This window comes from Brevundimonas sp. (assembly GCF_003248455.1).
Lineage (GTDB): Bacteria > Pseudomonadota > Alphaproteobacteria > Caulobacterales > Caulobacteraceae > Brevundimonas.
Window position 1 is genome coordinate 12,777 of the sequence record NZ_QFNM01000003.1, and the last position, 14,272, is coordinate 27,048.

Annotated in this window: 15 protein-coding genes; all 15 read right to left on the reverse strand. The window is 67.5% G+C overall.

The features are described 5' to 3' along the window. Position 1: 1 nt before the first annotated feature. The 15 genes from DI624_RS01290 to DI624_RS16060 all read right to left on the reverse strand — a co-directional run bounded on the left by DI624_RS01290 (position 2) and on the right by DI624_RS16060 (position 14,261). Positions 2-1,528, reverse strand: a complete 1,527-nt coding sequence (locus DI624_RS01290) for a phage portal protein (protein WP_291535561.1) — start codon at positions 1,526-1,528, stop codon at positions 2-4. Further along, positions 1,528-1,737 (reverse strand): hypothetical protein, encoded by a 210-nt coding sequence (locus DI624_RS01295; protein ID WP_219353323.1) that lies wholly within the window; start codon positions 1,735-1,737, stop codon positions 1,528-1,530. The genes DI624_RS01290 and DI624_RS01295 overlap by 1 nt, the downstream gene beginning before the upstream one ends. Continuing rightward, on the reverse strand, positions 1,734-3,734 hold the full coding sequence (locus tag DI624_RS01300) for a terminase gpA endonuclease subunit (protein WP_291535562.1): 2,001 nt from the start codon (positions 3,732-3,734) through the stop codon (positions 1,734-1,736). Before DI624_RS01300 ends, DI624_RS01295 begins: the two co-directional genes overlap by 4 nt. Beyond that, the gene (locus DI624_RS01305) at positions 3,734-4,390 is read right to left on the reverse strand and encodes a hypothetical protein (RefSeq protein ID WP_291535563.1); all 657 of its coding nucleotides are present in this window, start codon (positions 4,388-4,390) and stop codon (positions 3,734-3,736) included. Before DI624_RS01305 ends, DI624_RS01300 begins: the two co-directional genes overlap by 1 nt. Positions 4,391-4,604: 214 nt before the next feature. Next, positions 4,605-5,282, reverse strand: a complete 678-nt coding sequence (locus DI624_RS01310; RefSeq protein WP_291535564.1) for a hypothetical protein — start codon at positions 5,280-5,282, stop codon at positions 4,605-4,607. A 352-nt stretch (positions 5,283-5,634) separates the two neighbouring features. Next, positions 5,635-7,254 carry a phage/plasmid primase, P4 family gene (locus tag DI624_RS01315; RefSeq protein WP_291535565.1) on the reverse strand — a complete coding sequence of 540 codons (1,620 nt, stop codon included), beginning with the start codon at positions 7,252-7,254 and terminating at the stop codon, positions 5,635-5,637. 56 nt (positions 7,255-7,310) lie between these two features. Then, positions 7,311-9,191, reverse strand: coding sequence for a bifunctional DNA primase/polymerase (locus tag DI624_RS01320; RefSeq protein ID WP_291535566.1), 1,881 nt, complete (start codon positions 9,189-9,191; stop codon positions 7,311-7,313). Beyond that, the gene (locus tag DI624_RS01325; protein WP_291535567.1) at positions 9,188-10,072 is read right to left on the reverse strand and encodes an AAA family ATPase; all 885 of its coding nucleotides are present in this window, start codon (positions 10,070-10,072) and stop codon (positions 9,188-9,190) included. The genes DI624_RS01320 and DI624_RS01325 overlap by 4 nt, the downstream gene beginning before the upstream one ends. Before the next feature lie 95 nt (positions 10,073-10,167). Beyond that, a complete protein-coding gene (locus DI624_RS01330; protein ID WP_291535568.1) occupies positions 10,168-10,854 on the reverse strand; it encodes a DUF2312 domain-containing protein in 687 nt (228 codons plus the stop codon). After that, the gene (locus DI624_RS01335; protein ID WP_291535569.1) at positions 10,851-11,618 is read right to left on the reverse strand and encodes a hypothetical protein; all 768 of its coding nucleotides are present in this window, start codon (positions 11,616-11,618) and stop codon (positions 10,851-10,853) included. The genes DI624_RS01330 and DI624_RS01335 overlap by 4 nt, the downstream gene beginning before the upstream one ends. Before the next feature lie 55 nt (positions 11,619-11,673). Continuing rightward, entirely contained in the window at positions 11,674-12,723 is a 1,050-nt protein-coding gene (locus DI624_RS01340; protein WP_291535570.1) for a DNA adenine methylase, read from the reverse strand. Continuing rightward, positions 12,720-12,908 (reverse strand): hypothetical protein, encoded by a 189-nt coding sequence (locus DI624_RS01345; protein ID WP_291535571.1) that lies wholly within the window; start codon positions 12,906-12,908, stop codon positions 12,720-12,722. Before DI624_RS01345 ends, DI624_RS01340 begins: the two co-directional genes overlap by 4 nt. Next, the gene (locus DI624_RS01350) at positions 12,905-13,279 is read right to left on the reverse strand and encodes a hypothetical protein (RefSeq protein WP_291535572.1); all 375 of its coding nucleotides are present in this window, start codon (positions 13,277-13,279) and stop codon (positions 12,905-12,907) included. The genes DI624_RS01345 and DI624_RS01350 overlap by 4 nt, the downstream gene beginning before the upstream one ends. Then, positions 13,276-13,971 carry a hypothetical protein gene (locus DI624_RS01355; protein ID WP_291535573.1) on the reverse strand — a complete coding sequence of 232 codons (696 nt, stop codon included), beginning with the start codon at positions 13,969-13,971 and terminating at the stop codon, positions 13,276-13,278. The genes DI624_RS01350 and DI624_RS01355 overlap by 4 nt, the downstream gene beginning before the upstream one ends. Then, the gene (locus DI624_RS16060; RefSeq protein ID WP_367142066.1) at positions 13,968-14,261 is read right to left on the reverse strand and encodes a helix-turn-helix domain-containing protein; all 294 of its coding nucleotides are present in this window, start codon (positions 14,259-14,261) and stop codon (positions 13,968-13,970) included. The genes DI624_RS01355 and DI624_RS16060 overlap by 4 nt, the downstream gene beginning before the upstream one ends. Positions 14,262-14,272 lie beyond the last annotated feature (11 nt).

A 14,272-nucleotide genomic window follows, 5' to 3' on the forward strand; every position in this document is an offset into this window, starting at 1 on the left:
CTCAGTCCTCGATCAGGCCGAGGGCTTGGCTCAACAGTGAGCGAAGGGCTTGGTCGCCGTCGCCCTTGGGTCTCAGATATCCGGCCGCCGGTTGCAGCGATCCGCTGCCATTCACGCGTCGGGGATCGGTGTCGATGGCGATGCCATACTTGTCGATCAGGGCGTTGATCTCGGCTTGGGCCTTCATGGCCCCCTCCATGTCCAGACCGTAGGCCGACAAGAGGCGCGCCATGGCGCCAGGGATGGCGCGGGCCTCGATCACCTTGGCCATGATCTCTTTCAACGGATCGGTCAGGGCGCGCGGCGGCGCCAGGACTTCGTATCGAACCTTGGCCAGTTCCGCGTCGCCCTCCAGCACGCCCAGTCGCATCACGCGCCGGAACGCCGGCCCGATGAACGACGGGTCCAGAGTGTGCTGGGTCCAGTCGTCGAGCCGCGCGTGATAGGCGATGTTTTCGCTGCGCATGCTGGTGAAGTTCGACTGGCTGTAGTCGCCGGTTCCCAGATGGTAGGGGACGCCGATCCCGGCGCAGACCTGCATGGCCTCCGTGCGCAGGAATCCATCACCATCGCCAGACGACGACGGAGCGATGGCCGTGGGCGCCTCTTCGCCCGGCTGACCGTAGATGATCATGCCGGGGCGCAGCTGCTCCTGATACTGGCCGCTGGCGCGCTTTTCCTGCTCGCCCCACGCAAACGCTTCGCCGCCATCGCCGGGTCGGCGGAACAGGGCCAGACAGGCCTCGATCCGCTTCTTGACGCGGATGGCGCGCTTTGTCTCCGACCGTTCGTGTTCGGTCTCGAGACTGGCGTGCATCAAAGGCACGCCGCGTGTCATGCCCGGCTCCAGCCGTTCATAGACCAGGTCCACATCGCGGGCATCGACCCGGCGGCGCTTGCCTGCATTGGCCATGATCAGGTCGCCGGGATGATCCTCCCAGATGTGATAGGCGACGACGCGGTTGCTGCGGTCGAACTCGACGCCCATGACGATCTTGGCCCCGCCATTCAGGGTCTGGGTCAGGGTGTGATCCAGATAGTCGCCCGAGATGACCATGACGCGCTGATCGGGCTTGCCGTCCTCCGGCATCCAAACCAGCAGGCAGTCGGCGTCGATCAGACCCGACGCGGCCTGGCGCTGGATTCCGTAGAAATCGTCTCGACCATCCAGCGGTCGGGCGCAAAACTCATCCCAACGACGTTGAGCCCTCTCCCGAACGGCCGGATCGTCGTGCAGCACCCGAACCGTGATCCCGTCGCCGATCAGGCCGACGATCAGGTTCCGCTTCAGCGCCGCCAGCAGCGGATTGCTGCGGACCATCCGGCGTTGCCGCCCGCGCATCAGACCCAGATCGCCCGAAATGGCGGCGTCCGGCGACCGGGCATCGCCGCGCCAATCGCGGTTCAACCGGCCTCGGTCGCCTGCGGCATAGGACCTCTGACGACGCAGATCATCTAGGCCGACCCGGTAGGCTTCCCGCTGGTAGCCAAGGCGCGGCGAGACGGCGGAGATTAGACGATCAAACATCAGTCGTCTCCGAAGGTGGCGACCGTGGCGCCATATCGACGCAGACCGGTGACGCCCGACGCCGCCTGCGCCCGTGTCAGGATCGCGATACGCTTCTCGATCTCTTCCGCCGTGTGGAAGGTTGTGTCCTTGTCACCGACCTTCACACGCAGCGTGTCATTGGCTAGGGCGGCGTAGAGGGCCGCGATCTCGGCCGAATAGTCGGTCATGCGATCCAGTCCTCTCCGGCGCCTATGCCGATCCAGTCGTTGTCGTCGCCGCCGCTGATCCCAGCCTCGGTGCTGGGTTGAGTAGGCGGATTGGCCGGTGCTTCCTCGGCGGTGCGAGCGGCGCTCGCGTCGGCGGAAGTCGTCGCCATCATCAGGTCTTCCAGGTCCAACTGACCGGTCTCGGGCGGACAATCCCGCTCGGCCTCTAGCTGATCCCAGGTCCGATCCGGCAGGCTGCGGACCCCCAAGCGGATTGCAGCGGCCTCGGCTTGAAGGTGTGTGTCTAGGCCTTCGTTCGCCTGCGAGGGGTCCTTGACCCATTGATACACGGTGAAGCCGTCGCGGCGCTTGATCGGCTTGCGCCGCTCGGCCGTCAGTTGACGGAAGAACTCGTCATCCAACCCTTTGGGCAGGCCGATAAACCCGCGCCCTTGCGGGTCCAGGCGGCTCAGGTTGCGATAGAGCGCCATCTTCAGCGTGGACGTGCCGAAGTTGTAGAACCGGCGGCTATACTTCAGCAGCTTGCCCGCCCGGTTCCGTTCCTTGCGAACCCGTTCCAGCAGCGGCGCATTCTCTGAGTTAGCGCCCCGCACCATGATGACGCGCCCCGCAGGGTGGCGTTTCGCGAAGCTCCAAACGTCCTCGGTCCAGGCGTTGCCGTCTATGGCCAGCAGATCAACCCCGAGACGCCGCCTGTGAGCGTTCAACCATGTCTGCTCCAGCAGGCCGTCCAGCAGCTTCTGGCACTTCGCGTCGCTGATGTGTCCGGGGAATACGCCCACATCCACGATCCAGCGGCGGAAGTCCCGTCCGAACGCCACCACCTGCCACTCGACCCGGTCGCCCTGGCAGTCCACCCCCACGGTGACCAGCAGCCCGCCGGCCGGTATCCGGCCGCGCACATAGTCGCTTTCGGATGCCCGGTCCCGCAGGACCTCCCAATCCACGGCTTCGTCGGCCGACCGATACGGCAGGCCGGCGACGTCGTTCATGAACACCTGTTCGCCAGCGGCGTCGCCCTTGGCGGCGAACCAGCGGCGCGCGATGCCTTCCCAGCTCTGAAGCGGAAAATAGGCGCACCACAGCCAGAACGACCGGTGCTGGCGCATCATGTGCGGCCGTCGCGCTACCCAGCGAACACGCGCCACCATGGCGGCGCGGTGATGCTCGTGAATCTCGCAGCCGCACTCGACGCAGGTGAAGTGCGCCTTCTCCGGCGCGGCCTCGTCCAGCTGGGCCAGCATATTGGCCCATTCCAGAACCTGATAGGCGTCACAGTGAGGGCAGGGCACCTCGGGATATTCCTGGCTCCCCGCCTCCAGGTTCTTCGTGATCCGGCACCCCGGCATCACCAGAGGCGTCGAGACCTTGAAGATCTTGGCGAACTCGAAGCCCCAGGACCGAGTGTCGCCCTGCGTCTCGGGATCGCCAGCCGAGTTCATCTCCCACTTGGCCAGATCGTCCTGCACCTGGCGGGGCATGGACACCTGCGACAGCCCGGCCGGGGAGTTGGCCCCGGCGATCTGGATGGCGCCCTTGCGGTCGATCCGTTCCTTGAACAGGACCGAGTTTGCGCCGTCGCGCGACTTCTCTGGAAACAACCGCCGCGCCGCCGCCAGCCCCCGGATCATCGGGGACAGCTTCATCTTCGACCAGCGCGACCCGTTCTCTTCGGTCGGGTGGATGTAGAGGAAATCGCCCGTGTCCAGGATCATCGATCCCAGCGTGAAGATGTTAGCCAGGACCGTTCCGCCGACTTGGGCCGACTTGGACAGGCTGACGATCCGGCAGGGGTCGTCGGGGCCGAATGCGCCCAAGATTGCGTCGAACAGTGGAAACTGCGCCCGGCTGTAGGGACCGGGCAGGGGGCTTTCCCGCTTGGAGAACACGATGTTCTCTTCCGCGAACGCCAAGTAGTCGATGACCGGCGGCGGCTCCAAGGCGTCGCCCATCGCCGTCCAGGCCAGCGCCGCCGTGTTGGCGACATGAATGTTCATCACGCCGCCTCGGCCGAGGCGCTGGCGTCGTCCTCGATCGCCGCCGGCAACTCCGACCCGGCCCGCCGTGCCGCCTGCGCCGCACTGGCGCGGACCTTGCGGAACTCGCCGCGCAGCAGATGCAGCACGTCGCGCTGCGGGACCTCGAAACGGGCGGCAATGGCTTGAGCGAAATCGGTCAGCGCGCCCTCGAACACGTTGACCATGCCCAAGGCGACCTGGTCGTACCCAACGCGGACGTCGATCGTGCGGCAATACTCGCCCCGGCTGGCCAGTTCCTTTTTCAGGGCCTCCCGGTTTTTGAACTCGATCTCGCGCAGCTTTTCGCGCTTGATTTGCTCTTCGACCGTATCGACCAGCGGCGCCATCGGAGCCTGCGTTGCCCCGGCGGGTTCGTTGGCGTGCCGCGCGAGCGGCGCTCGCAGCCGGGTCTTCAGTCCGTTGCCGAACCGCTGCCCGATATCGATCCGGGATCGCAGCTGGGCCTGGGCGATGTCGACTCGGACCCTGGCGCGCGGCCCGACGCCGTCCAGCGCCTCCTCGGTCATTTTTCCTTCCGAGATCCACTGGGACACGCGCCCCGGCGAAACTCCGCAAAGCGCCGCGAACTCGCCCTTAGAGACGGTTTCGGCGGCCGCCCCTTGAGCGTCGGTCAAAGCTAAACCTCCGTCCTTTAGGGTGGGCTTGAGTTTTAGGCTTTCGAAAGTGGCCCAGGCTGCTGAATGATTGCGCTCAGCCCCACCGCATAGGGGTGGCCCTGGGGAGGACCCGCGACCCCGACCCTAAGTCATTGATCGGGCACGAAAAACCCGCCGAGCCGGAAGGGCTGGCGGGTCAAGGGCGCAACATTGAGCGCATCCCTTTAATGCCTCAATCCGTGCCCGATTCGCAAGTGGGTCGGGGCTTGCGTTCGACGATAAGCACCGGCCGGGCCGCATCCAGCGCGACCACAAGGGCGGCCGCGTTGGCTTTGCGGGGGTTGCTCCCGGCCCCGAGGGAACGCAGCGTCCGACCCTCGCCAGCGACAGCCCGCAGCACCCGCAGCGCCCGCTGGGTCGGGTCGGCCTTCAACACCAGGGCCTCGGCCGTGGTCAATCGCACACCGGCATAGGCGCGGAACAGGCCACGGGCCGCAGCCCCGTCCGATGACGACGCCTTAATCGACGCCTCATTCACCCGTCCCAGCTGCGATCCCAGCTGCGACGCGCCAACGGTTTCGAACAGCAGGCGATAGGCCAGACCCGTGGCGGCCTGATCGTCGTTGATGTCCTCCGCCTGCTGGGCGGACCACAAGCCGTCACGCGATCCAAGCCGCAGCGCACCAGCGTCGTTGTAGGTGGCCACGTCCTCGCCGACGGCATGGGCCTGATCAATGATCTCATCCATCCCGGCCCGCAGTTCGCGGTTCACGGCGTCGGCGATGCGGCCTGCATCGATACGATCCTGGCGGCCCTCGACCGTGGCGCTGTGCGGCGCCTGGTGGCCACGAACGCAGAGGGCTGCGGCATGGCGCAGGCGTCGGCGTTGGCTGACATCGCAGCCGATCACATCGGCGTTTCGATAGAGGTGCAGGGCGAGTGGTTCGCCCTGTTCTCTTTCGATGAAGTTTTCTGGATTGTTTCTCATCTCACCAAATCCAAACCCAAAGGGATCACCACACCGACCCCGCAAATCCCGCTCACAACAGACGGACGATCGCTTACCCGTTCACGCCGCTCCGCCCGCACACCCGGCTTATGGAAGCCAACCCCGCCGCATCGTCCGTATCGTCCGTCATCGTCCGTTCTCCCCGCCACGACTGGCTTTGCGGGCCGGATGATCGACGGAGGGACAGAGGTTCGAAGGTCCGGCGAGGTCGCGCGCGGTGATCAGACCCGGACCCTGATCGTCCGTTCGTCCGTCATCGTCCGTCATCGTCGCCCTCCCAATCCGTCTCGGGGGGCAAGAACGCGCCGTCGTCCGGCTCGCTGGAGACGCCGCCAGATTCGTACCCGCCGGGGCCAGACCCGGTATCGGCCGCGCGCGCGGGCGAGGCCTCGACCGAACCGCCCGCCGGGGCATCCTGCGGCGTGCGCAGACGCGCGCCCATGCGGGTGATCTTGCCGTCGGTATCCTTGGACCCCAGCCCGATCTGAAGGTCGCTCAGCGTGCCCCCGAACGCCTTCTGGCTCATCGCCTTGTCGTGACCGTTCTCGGTCATCCACGCCTGGTAATCCTTGAACAGCACGGTCGCGCCGATGCGCGCGCCGTCCTCCCGGATCACCCGATCCTCGAACCACTGGACGAAGGGATTGGCCCCCTTGCGATAGTCCTCCAGCGCCTCTTTCAGGTCCGGTACGTCTTTCAGGCCCTCGCCCATCCAGGCCAGCACGCCCTCGATCAGCCAGTTCAGGATGCCGTCCGCTTCCCGCTTCAGCTTCTTCGGCAGGTCGTGGTCGATCTGATCTTCGGGCACGACCTTCAGCCAGCGCATGATCTTCAGGCGGCGCCAGATGCCGTTGTCGGTGTCGTTGATCGTCGGCTTGCGGTTGCACTCGATCACCACCTTGCCGACGGGTTCGAACTCGAACAGCGCCTCGCGCAGTTCCCGCGCCTTGATCTTCCCGCCGCCTGTGAACCGCTTGATCTCGCCGGTGGCCAGCTTGGACCCGCTGGGCGGCTCCCCGGCGCACAGCATGCGGCTGTCCCCGGCCAGGGCGGCGATATCGGGCGAGGCCTCGGACCCGCGCTTGACGCCCGTGTCCAGAAAGGTTTCGACCCCCACAGTCGTGGCGTAGGTGCCCAGGGCATGCGCCGTGGCGTTCACTACGGTCGATTTTCCGTCGCCGCCCTTGCCCTGGTACACGATGAAGACCTGCTCGCCGGTCTCGCCCGTGGCCATGTAGCCGTGCGCCTTCTGGATCCAGTGGCGGTTCTCGGCCTTCGGGATCGCGTACTTCAGCACCCCGTCGAACAACGGCCGCGCGGCCTCGGGGCGATAGGCCGCCTCGCACAGCCGCGTCATTCGATCGGCGGCGCGGTGCCCCTCGGTCCAGACCACATGAGGCCCGACCACATCATCACCCTTTGCGTTGCGATGCGGACCGTTGCGGAAGCGGATCACGCCGTTCTGGACGTTCAGCGCCAGCGGATCGGGATCGAAGGCGTCCATGTCGACGTCCATGTACGACGCCGCCAGGTTCAGCATATTGCCGATCCGGCTGGCGTTCCCGGCCGAAACGCCGAAGTCGCGCACCGCCTGGATCGATTTGGAGGCGTAGTTCTTGGCCTCCATTTCGGCCGCCCGGATCTCCATCTGGGCATGCATCGACCGGGCGACCTTGATGGCGTGCCGCTTGGCGCGGGCCTCGCCGGTCTCCAGATCCCAGAACGTGCCGTTGAAGACGATCCAGCCGCGCTTGCGCAGGTACAGCACCGTCGCCTCGCTCAGGTCGATCTCGCCGTCGGGCTGGATGATCCCCCCGGCCATGCGGATGAACCGCAGCGCATTGCCGTCGTCGTTCAGGTCGAACCGCGACATTTCATCGGTCGAAGGGGCCGCCGGCGCTGGACGTCCCCCGACGTCGTCGAAACCACTCACTGACGCACTCCATTGTCGGCCGCGCCGGAAACGCCCGCTGCGGCCCTCTGCTGTTGATCGTGGAAGCTGACGCCCATGGTCGCCGTCAGCGGCCTAAGCCGCAGCGACACGCCCTCGGGCAGCGCCAACCGCTCCCAGGCCTGGACGGTCAGGCTGGTGAAATAGGCGGCGGCTTCGTCACCCCTCAGACGCGTCTCTGCCGTGCCGCCGACAACGCCTCGGAACTTCAGCGGAGCGGTGATCAGGTCCCGGCGGACGGCGAACCCAACCTCGGTCACGCCCTGATCGAGAAAGGCGAGCGGAATGCGCCACGGCGCGCGCTCCGGGTCGGCCCGAGGCGACACGGGATCGACCCGTCCGAACCGATCCATCATCACCCCGCCGCTGAAGGCCGTCAGGTTCAGACAGGCGACGGCCCGCACGCGGCCGCTGCGGGCCATGCTGCTGGCCACCACCCAGGCGTCGGCGAAATCCAACCCCACGACGATCGGTCCCGGCCCGTCGAGCGCGGTCAGCGCCAGGGCGCGACCATGCAGGGCCTGACCCATGAAGCCGCAGACGCGCGTTTCGCGCTGCGTCAGATCGAACAGCGCCAGGACATCGACCGGCCCGCCGCCATCAACCGTCATCGGCGCCAGCAGCATGGGCTTCAGTTCGCCGTCGCGGTCCGGCGCCTCAGGGTGAAATCGCATCCGGCCAAGCGCGCCCGGTACGCCGTCCGGGTCCAACGCGAGATCACGCATCCAGCGCCGCACCATGGCCGTGTCGGCCGACGAAGCCTCCGCCCAATAGGCGGCGGCGTCCAAGGCGCGCTGCGCCGCATGATGGCCGCGCACCGGCAGGTCCGCTCGGCGCTCGCGCGTCTCGCCCGTTCGGCGCGAAGGGTCCGCCTTGCGGGGGTACTGCGCGCCCCAAGCCATGGCCCGATCCACCTGGCGGATCAGCTGCGCCTCGGTCATGGCGTCCGGCACATGCACCCGTCCGGCGTTCTCCAATGCCGCACGGCCATAGGCGTCCTCGATCTCGCCGCCGGCCACCAGCGCGCCGATGCCGACCGACTCGCGGAACAGCACCGTGTCCCGTGTTCCGACGCGGGCCGAGGCGATGGCGGCGCACACGCGGTCCAGGATGATTTCCCCGAACCGCGACGCGCGACCGGCCGCCGGCGCACGGGGCGTCATCGGTTTCACGGGCGCGGGCGGCGCGGGCTTCACCAGCAGGATCAGCCAGTCGGGGGCGACCGCGAAGGGCAGGTCCTCGGGCGAACGCCCCTCGGCCCAGCGATAGACATAGCCCGGCGCCACGCCCTTCTCGGCATCGCCGGGATGGATGCTGGGCGGGGCCAGGATGTAACCGTCCTGCCCGCGTACATCGACCGGCGCCTTGTCGAGACGCGACCGGTTGCGGATGATCGGTTCCGACGACGACTTGGGGCACCAGGCGAAGCACCGATGCTCGCCCCGCGCCGTCAACGACGTCGGCGTGATCGGTAGCGGTCCATGTTCGGCTTCTTTCGCCGCCAGCCAGGCCATGGCCTCCGGCCCATCCAGGTCCAGCACCCAAAAGCCCGCCGGGGCTCCGGTCGCGATGGCCACATTAGAATGCGCCCCGGCCGTCACGGGCCGCAACAGTTCGGCGTCCGTCGGCGTCCGCCCGCCCTTGCGGGCATCCTCTCGCAACGCCTCGATCGGCTTCAGTGGCAGCTGCGCCGTCCCGGCCCAGCGCGAGGCGGTCAGCACGGGATCGTGCGACGCCATGTGCAGCCCCACGGTGCGGCCATAGGGCGCCTTCGACTTCGCCCGCAGCGGAAACACCGCGATCTTCGCCTTGGCATAGGCCTGGGCGGCTGCGGTCAGGGACAGGCCGCGCACGGTCATGGGCGACGACCCAGCGCAACGACATTGTCGCCCGATTGCGCGGGCGTTTCCGCAACGGCTTCCATCGCCGGGAGATCCGCAATCTTCGGCAGCGGCCAGGGCATGACGTTGACGGCGTGATCGGCGGCGCCCAGCGACCAGAGGCGTGGCTTGCCAAGGTCCGGGTGCGGGTGACAGCTGGTCAAGAGGCGGTCGATCACCGCGCCCTTGGCCATATCCAGATTGAGCTTCGGCCCGACGATGATCTGACGCTTCAAGTTCTCGCAGAACTGGCGAATGAGCGCGGGCGACGCCTCACCCAGCGCCTCGGCCATCGTCTTCAGCGCCGCCGAGGGCAAGCCGAACGGGTCCAGATATCGTGCCAGGATACGTTCCCGCTCACCCTGACCGGGGAGGGTCAGGGTGATGTGCATGTCGAAACGCCGCCAGATCGCCGGGTCGATCTGGCGGCCATGGTTCGTGGCCGCGATCAGGAAGCCAGCGTGCTGCTCAATGCGCTGCAACAGGGTATTGACCTGCTGGTTCCGCTGATCGTCGGCGGCCTGGGTGGCGCTGCGGCGTTCGCCGGCCAGGGCGTCGATCTCGTCCATGAACAGGACGATCGGCACGACGCCGTTGTCGCCTTCCATCCCCGCCGCAGCCGCGTCGAACAGTTCACCGATCTGCTCGGTGGACTGGTTGACATACTTCGACAGAAGCCGGTCAGGCCGCACCGCCAGCATCGGCAGACCCAGACGCGCCGCGAGGTGATGCGCCAGAGTCGTTTTGCCCACGCCGGGCGGCCCGTCGAAGATCGCCCGGCGGCGCGGCTTCACGCCGACGGCCGCCAGTTCGTTTTCCGCGAAGATCTCGACCAGCCATTCGGTCAGCGCGCCCCGCACGGGTCGTGACAGGATCGGCTCGCTGGCCTCTTCAGGCATGAACAGGTCGCCCCACTGTTCGATGCCGCCCTGCTTGGACTTGGGTAAGCGTCGCATCAGTCGTCGCCGTTGTCCGGCCCCATGCCGTCGGTGCCGCTCTCGGCCCGCCAGCCGGCGTCCCAGCGCCCGCGACGGCTATCGCCGAACGGGAAGGGATTGCGGATAACGGGCTCATTCGCCTTGAAGGCTTCGCGCCCCAGCGCTTCCGCCCCGGCGTCGTCCGTCTCCGGGACCTCGGTCGATTTGGAGCCCGACCCTCTCTTGGGCGCCGGGGCGGCCGCCGGGCGAGCCCCAGAGGCATCGGGCCAAGGCGTCGCCAGATCCCGAGACGTCACCTCGCCATCGCCGTCGCGCGTCAGCTTTACGCCCTTTCCGCCGGCCTCGATGATGATCGAGCCATTCGAAGGCACGAATCGCTTCATCGCCTCCGCGACCTGGTCGCGGCTGGCGATATCCACGGCCATCTGGTTGACGTGCCGGAACAGCGGCGCCTCGGACTCTTCGCCGATCGCATGCATGTAGGTGGCGATGATCGCCTCGGACTCTTGCCGATCGTGCGGCTTCATCGCCCGTACCTTGATGACGTGGCGAATAGCCTTCGGCACGAAGCCTCGGAACTTGGCCTCCGCCAGAATCGCGGCGATGTCGTCGGACATCGTCTGTTTGGCGGCCATCACCGACTCAACCCGTTCGATGATCGAGATCAGCTCTTTGCCGACAGCCGTGTTGCGTCCCACGTTCATGACGCGGTTCCTTTCAGGTCAGAGGAGAGGGCAGGGAGACGCAGCGCAGCGCCGAAGCGGGCGGCGTCGTCGGGCCGGGTCAGACGCGCTTGCGTTCCCGGCGGAATGTCGAAGATGACCGCCCGGCGGCGACCCAGCACGACCGGCAAGCGCGGCCCGACGCCGGGCTTGCACCAGATGAACCAAGCATAGTCGGTGGCGGTCGTGCGGGTCGGGTCCCAGAACCCTCGGTGCATGGGCAGGCGTTCGCTGAACGGCGCGAACACCGTCAGCTGCATACCGTCGGGACCTTCGCCGTGCAGCAACCGATGGCGCGCCTGCCCCGACAGGCAGACCAGCCGCAACAGCATGGCCACGCCCCGCCGGGCACGCTTCCACGCTTGCTGGATGAAGACCTCGACGTCGTCGAACGGCGGGTTGCTGATGATCCAGTCGGCGGCGAACGGATCGGGATCGCCGGCCGTGAAATCGTGCGCGACCCAACCCCGTGCGGCATACAGCGCGGGGTCATAGATGCAGATGTCGGACCCGTGGACGACGGGGAAATAATCGTCCAGGCCGTGCGCCATCATGCCGACGCCGACCGCGCATTCCCATGCGCTGCGGGCGCGCGGGTCGATCTGGCGGATGATCTCGCCGCCCGCGCGCGATCCCCAGGGCCGCGTCGGGAAGAAATCGACGTCGTCGCCCGCTTCGGTCTCGCGCGTGTTCATCACCGCACGGGCGTTGGACGGCAGCATGTGGGGGGCGTTGCCGCGCGTCATCGCCCCCCCGATATCGGTTGGGGTGCGAGCGCCGCTCGCAAGATCACGGGCGACGTCATGCCGCCACTCCGAACAGATCGGTCGGGCCGCCTAGGCAATGCGGGCTGAACCACAGGCGTTCGCGCACCGCGTTGTCACGCCCCCGGCCTTCGCCCTGCGATCCGTACCCACCCCGCGCCTTCCACGCCTCAACCCACCATCCGGCGGCCTCCAGCACGTCATGCTCGCCAGCGTATCCCGCCAGCACGACCCGCAATGCCGGATCGGAGCCGTTGGCCAGGCACCACGCCCGAACCGCCCCGGCTACTTTCGACTCCATCGCATAGACATCCGCCCGCTCTCCCTGGTCATAGGGCGGGTCCAGAAACACGCCGCACACGCCACCTCCTGCGCGCAGGACCGAAGACCCGACGACTCGCGACCAGTCTCCACAACTTACCCGCACGCCCCTCAGCCGATCCGCCAGCGCATGGAACCACGCCTCCACGCCCTGCCCGGCGTTGCCCAGGTGCGGCAGCTGGCGGTTCACGCCCTGCCCGGCGTCGCCCATGTGCGGAAGCTGGCGGTTCACGCCCCGCCCGGCGTCGCCCAGGTGCGGAAGCTTGCGGTTCACGCCCCGCCCGGCGTCGCCCAGGTGCGGAAGCTTGCGGACATCCGTCATCCGCCCGTCGATCAACCGCCATGGGCCGTTGCCCGAGCACCAGCCCGATCCGATCCAAGCGCACAGTCCCCAAACCCACCATCCCGCAGCCTGAACATCGCACCAGTCCGGGTCGGACATCAGCGCCTCGGTCAGAGCCTCTCGGCGACCGACAAGCCAAAGATGCCGTGCATGAAGATCAGCCTCGTTCACGGGCCAGTCGGCGTGCGCCGCCACGGCGGTGGGATCGATCCGCACCGCCCGCCAGAAGTTGGCCAGCAGCCCGTCCGCATCATTGACCGTCTCAACCCCCGCCGCATGCGGCCGCCGCAGCAGCACCGCACCCGAGCCGAAGAACGGCTCGACATAATGATCGATCTTGCCCAGGCCGATCCACACCCGATCCGCCACGGCCTTCTTGCCGCCGAACCAGGGAAAGGGCGCGTCCACTCCCCTCAACGTCATGCCGCGCGCTCCACCCGCAACAGGGCTTCGGCCTCGCCGAACTCGACGTCGGCGAATGCGCGGAAGGCGTCGGCCCGCGCCTGGGCCATGGTGGCGTCTTGGCGCGTGATCGGGATGCCGCGCGGAATGCGCCGTGCGCAGAAGGCGGCCGTGGCGGACCGCAACTGTTCGTCGCGCGGCCTCATCCGAAGATATCCTTGCGCGGCTCGACCGGCCGCACGTCCGTGACGGGCGCGGTCTGGAACAGGGGACGGCATGTCTCGACCAGGCGCGGGATATCCCGCGCGGCGTCGCGCCGCTGATCCGGCGACTGCGTGGCGAAGGCCTTGCCCAGGCGGACCAGGGTGATCAGGTCCGCGCCGTTGTCGGTCTGGCTGGCGGGCAGGGGCTGTTTGCCCGCCTTGTGCGCGGCGCGCGCGAACGAGGCGCCATGCCCTTCGGGATCACGCGCGGCCTTCTCGGCATGACGCAGGAAGCGCAGCCAGCCGCCGACCTGATCCGGCGTCAGGGCGCGGTGACGGCGCGGACCGCGCGCGACGGCGAACGAAGCGGTCATCCGCGCTCTCCTTCGATCACGGCTCTGAGATTGCCGAAGTTTGCGACCAGACGGCTCGCGGCCGGATCGGTCAGCACCGCCAGCGGGCCGTCCATCCACGTCACGAACCGGGCGTCGAACCCGCCGAATACGGCTGACGCAGGCCTCGTCGGCGGCGCGGTTTCCCGCCCCGCCGACTCGCCTTCTCCTGCGGGTTCCACGCACGCAGGAGAAACTTGATGGCCGCTCGCGACATCGACGAACTGTTCCAGTTCGCCCTCACGTGCCCCGGCACGGCCGAGGTCAAGGTATTCCCGGAGGGTCGTCCGCCCCCGCGCGTCCCGCTCACACGCCGCGTCCGGGTACGCCATGTCCATGCCGACACGACCTTCGAGGCGAGCTTCGACATCCTGGCCACGCGCGGAGAGCCGAACGTGGACGTAGCCCGGCGCGCACTCGCCGGTCTGGAACTGTGCATTGGCCGCCTCAAAGGCAGTCGCGTCCTCGGATGACACGAGCGGCACCATGCGCAGACCGTCGCGCGGCGGCTCTGTCAGCCAGCGCGTGAACAGACGACCCACGACCGCGCCGCCGAAGGTCAGGTCCAGCGTCCGGCCCTCGGCGGTGAACCGCAGGGTGAAAGCCACGCCGTCCGTGGCGTACACAGTCTCGATGTCGGCGCTCTCGCGCGGCGCGGCGAGCGGGGCGGTCATTGAACGTCCTCACGCGCACGGACATGGTCTGCTCGATCCGACGGGATTTCGAAGAACCAGTCGGCGCTGAAGTCGGGATTGAGCCTTCGGCCTTCAGCGCGAACACGCTGCATGAAGTCAAACGGAGGGTCGCCTTCACCGTTTTCGTATCGAGAGACGCGTGGCCGGCTAACGCCGCCGATCTCAGCAAGCGTGTCTTGGGTGACACCAAAGACGGTCTTTCGGACCCAGCGGAGAGGCGAATCACTTTCCATGGCGCAGTTAGTGCGTGATTCGCACAAACTATGCATCTACTAAGTGC

Excerpts from the sequence above, each read along its gene's own strand:
- DI624_RS01290 (WP_291535561.1), bottom strand. The coding sequence starts at position 1,528 with ATGTTTGATCGTCTAATCTCCGCCGTCTCGCCGCGCCTTGGCTACCAG.
- DI624_RS01295 (WP_219353323.1), bottom strand. The coding sequence starts at position 1,737 with ATGACCGACTATTCGGCCGAGATCGCGGCCCTCTACGCCGCCCTAGCC.
- DI624_RS01300 (WP_291535562.1), bottom strand. The coding sequence starts at position 3,734 with ATGAACATTCATGTCGCCAACACGGCGGCGCTGGCCTGGACGGCGATG.
- DI624_RS01315 (WP_291535565.1), bottom strand. The coding sequence starts at position 7,254 with ATGTCGCGGTTCGACCTGAACGACGACGGCAATGCGCTGCGGTTCATC.
- DI624_RS01320 (WP_291535566.1), bottom strand. The coding sequence starts at position 9,191 with ATGACCGTGCGCGGCCTGTCCCTGACCGCAGCCGCCCAGGCCTATGCC.
- DI624_RS01330 (WP_291535568.1), bottom strand. The coding sequence starts at position 10,854 with ATGAACGTGGGACGCAACACGGCTGTCGGCAAAGAGCTGATCTCGATC.
- DI624_RS01335 (WP_291535569.1), bottom strand. The coding sequence starts at position 11,618 with ATGACGCGCGGCAACGCCCCCCACATGCTGCCGTCCAACGCCCGTGCG.
- DI624_RS01340 (WP_291535570.1), bottom strand. The coding sequence starts at position 12,723 with ATGACGTTGAGGGGAGTGGACGCGCCCTTTCCCTGGTTCGGCGGCAAG.
- DI624_RS01345 (WP_291535571.1), bottom strand. The coding sequence starts at position 12,908 with ATGAGGCCGCGCGACGAACAGTTGCGGTCCGCCACGGCCGCCTTCTGC.
- DI624_RS01350 (WP_291535572.1), bottom strand. The coding sequence starts at position 13,279 with ATGACCGCTTCGTTCGCCGTCGCGCGCGGTCCGCGCCGTCACCGCGCC.
- DI624_RS01355 (WP_291535573.1), bottom strand. The coding sequence starts at position 13,971 with ATGACCGCCCCGCTCGCCGCGCCGCGCGAGAGCGCCGACATCGAGACT.
- DI624_RS16060 (WP_367142066.1), bottom strand. The coding sequence starts at position 14,261 with ATGCATAGTTTGTGCGAATCACGCACTAACTGCGCCATGGAAAGTGAT.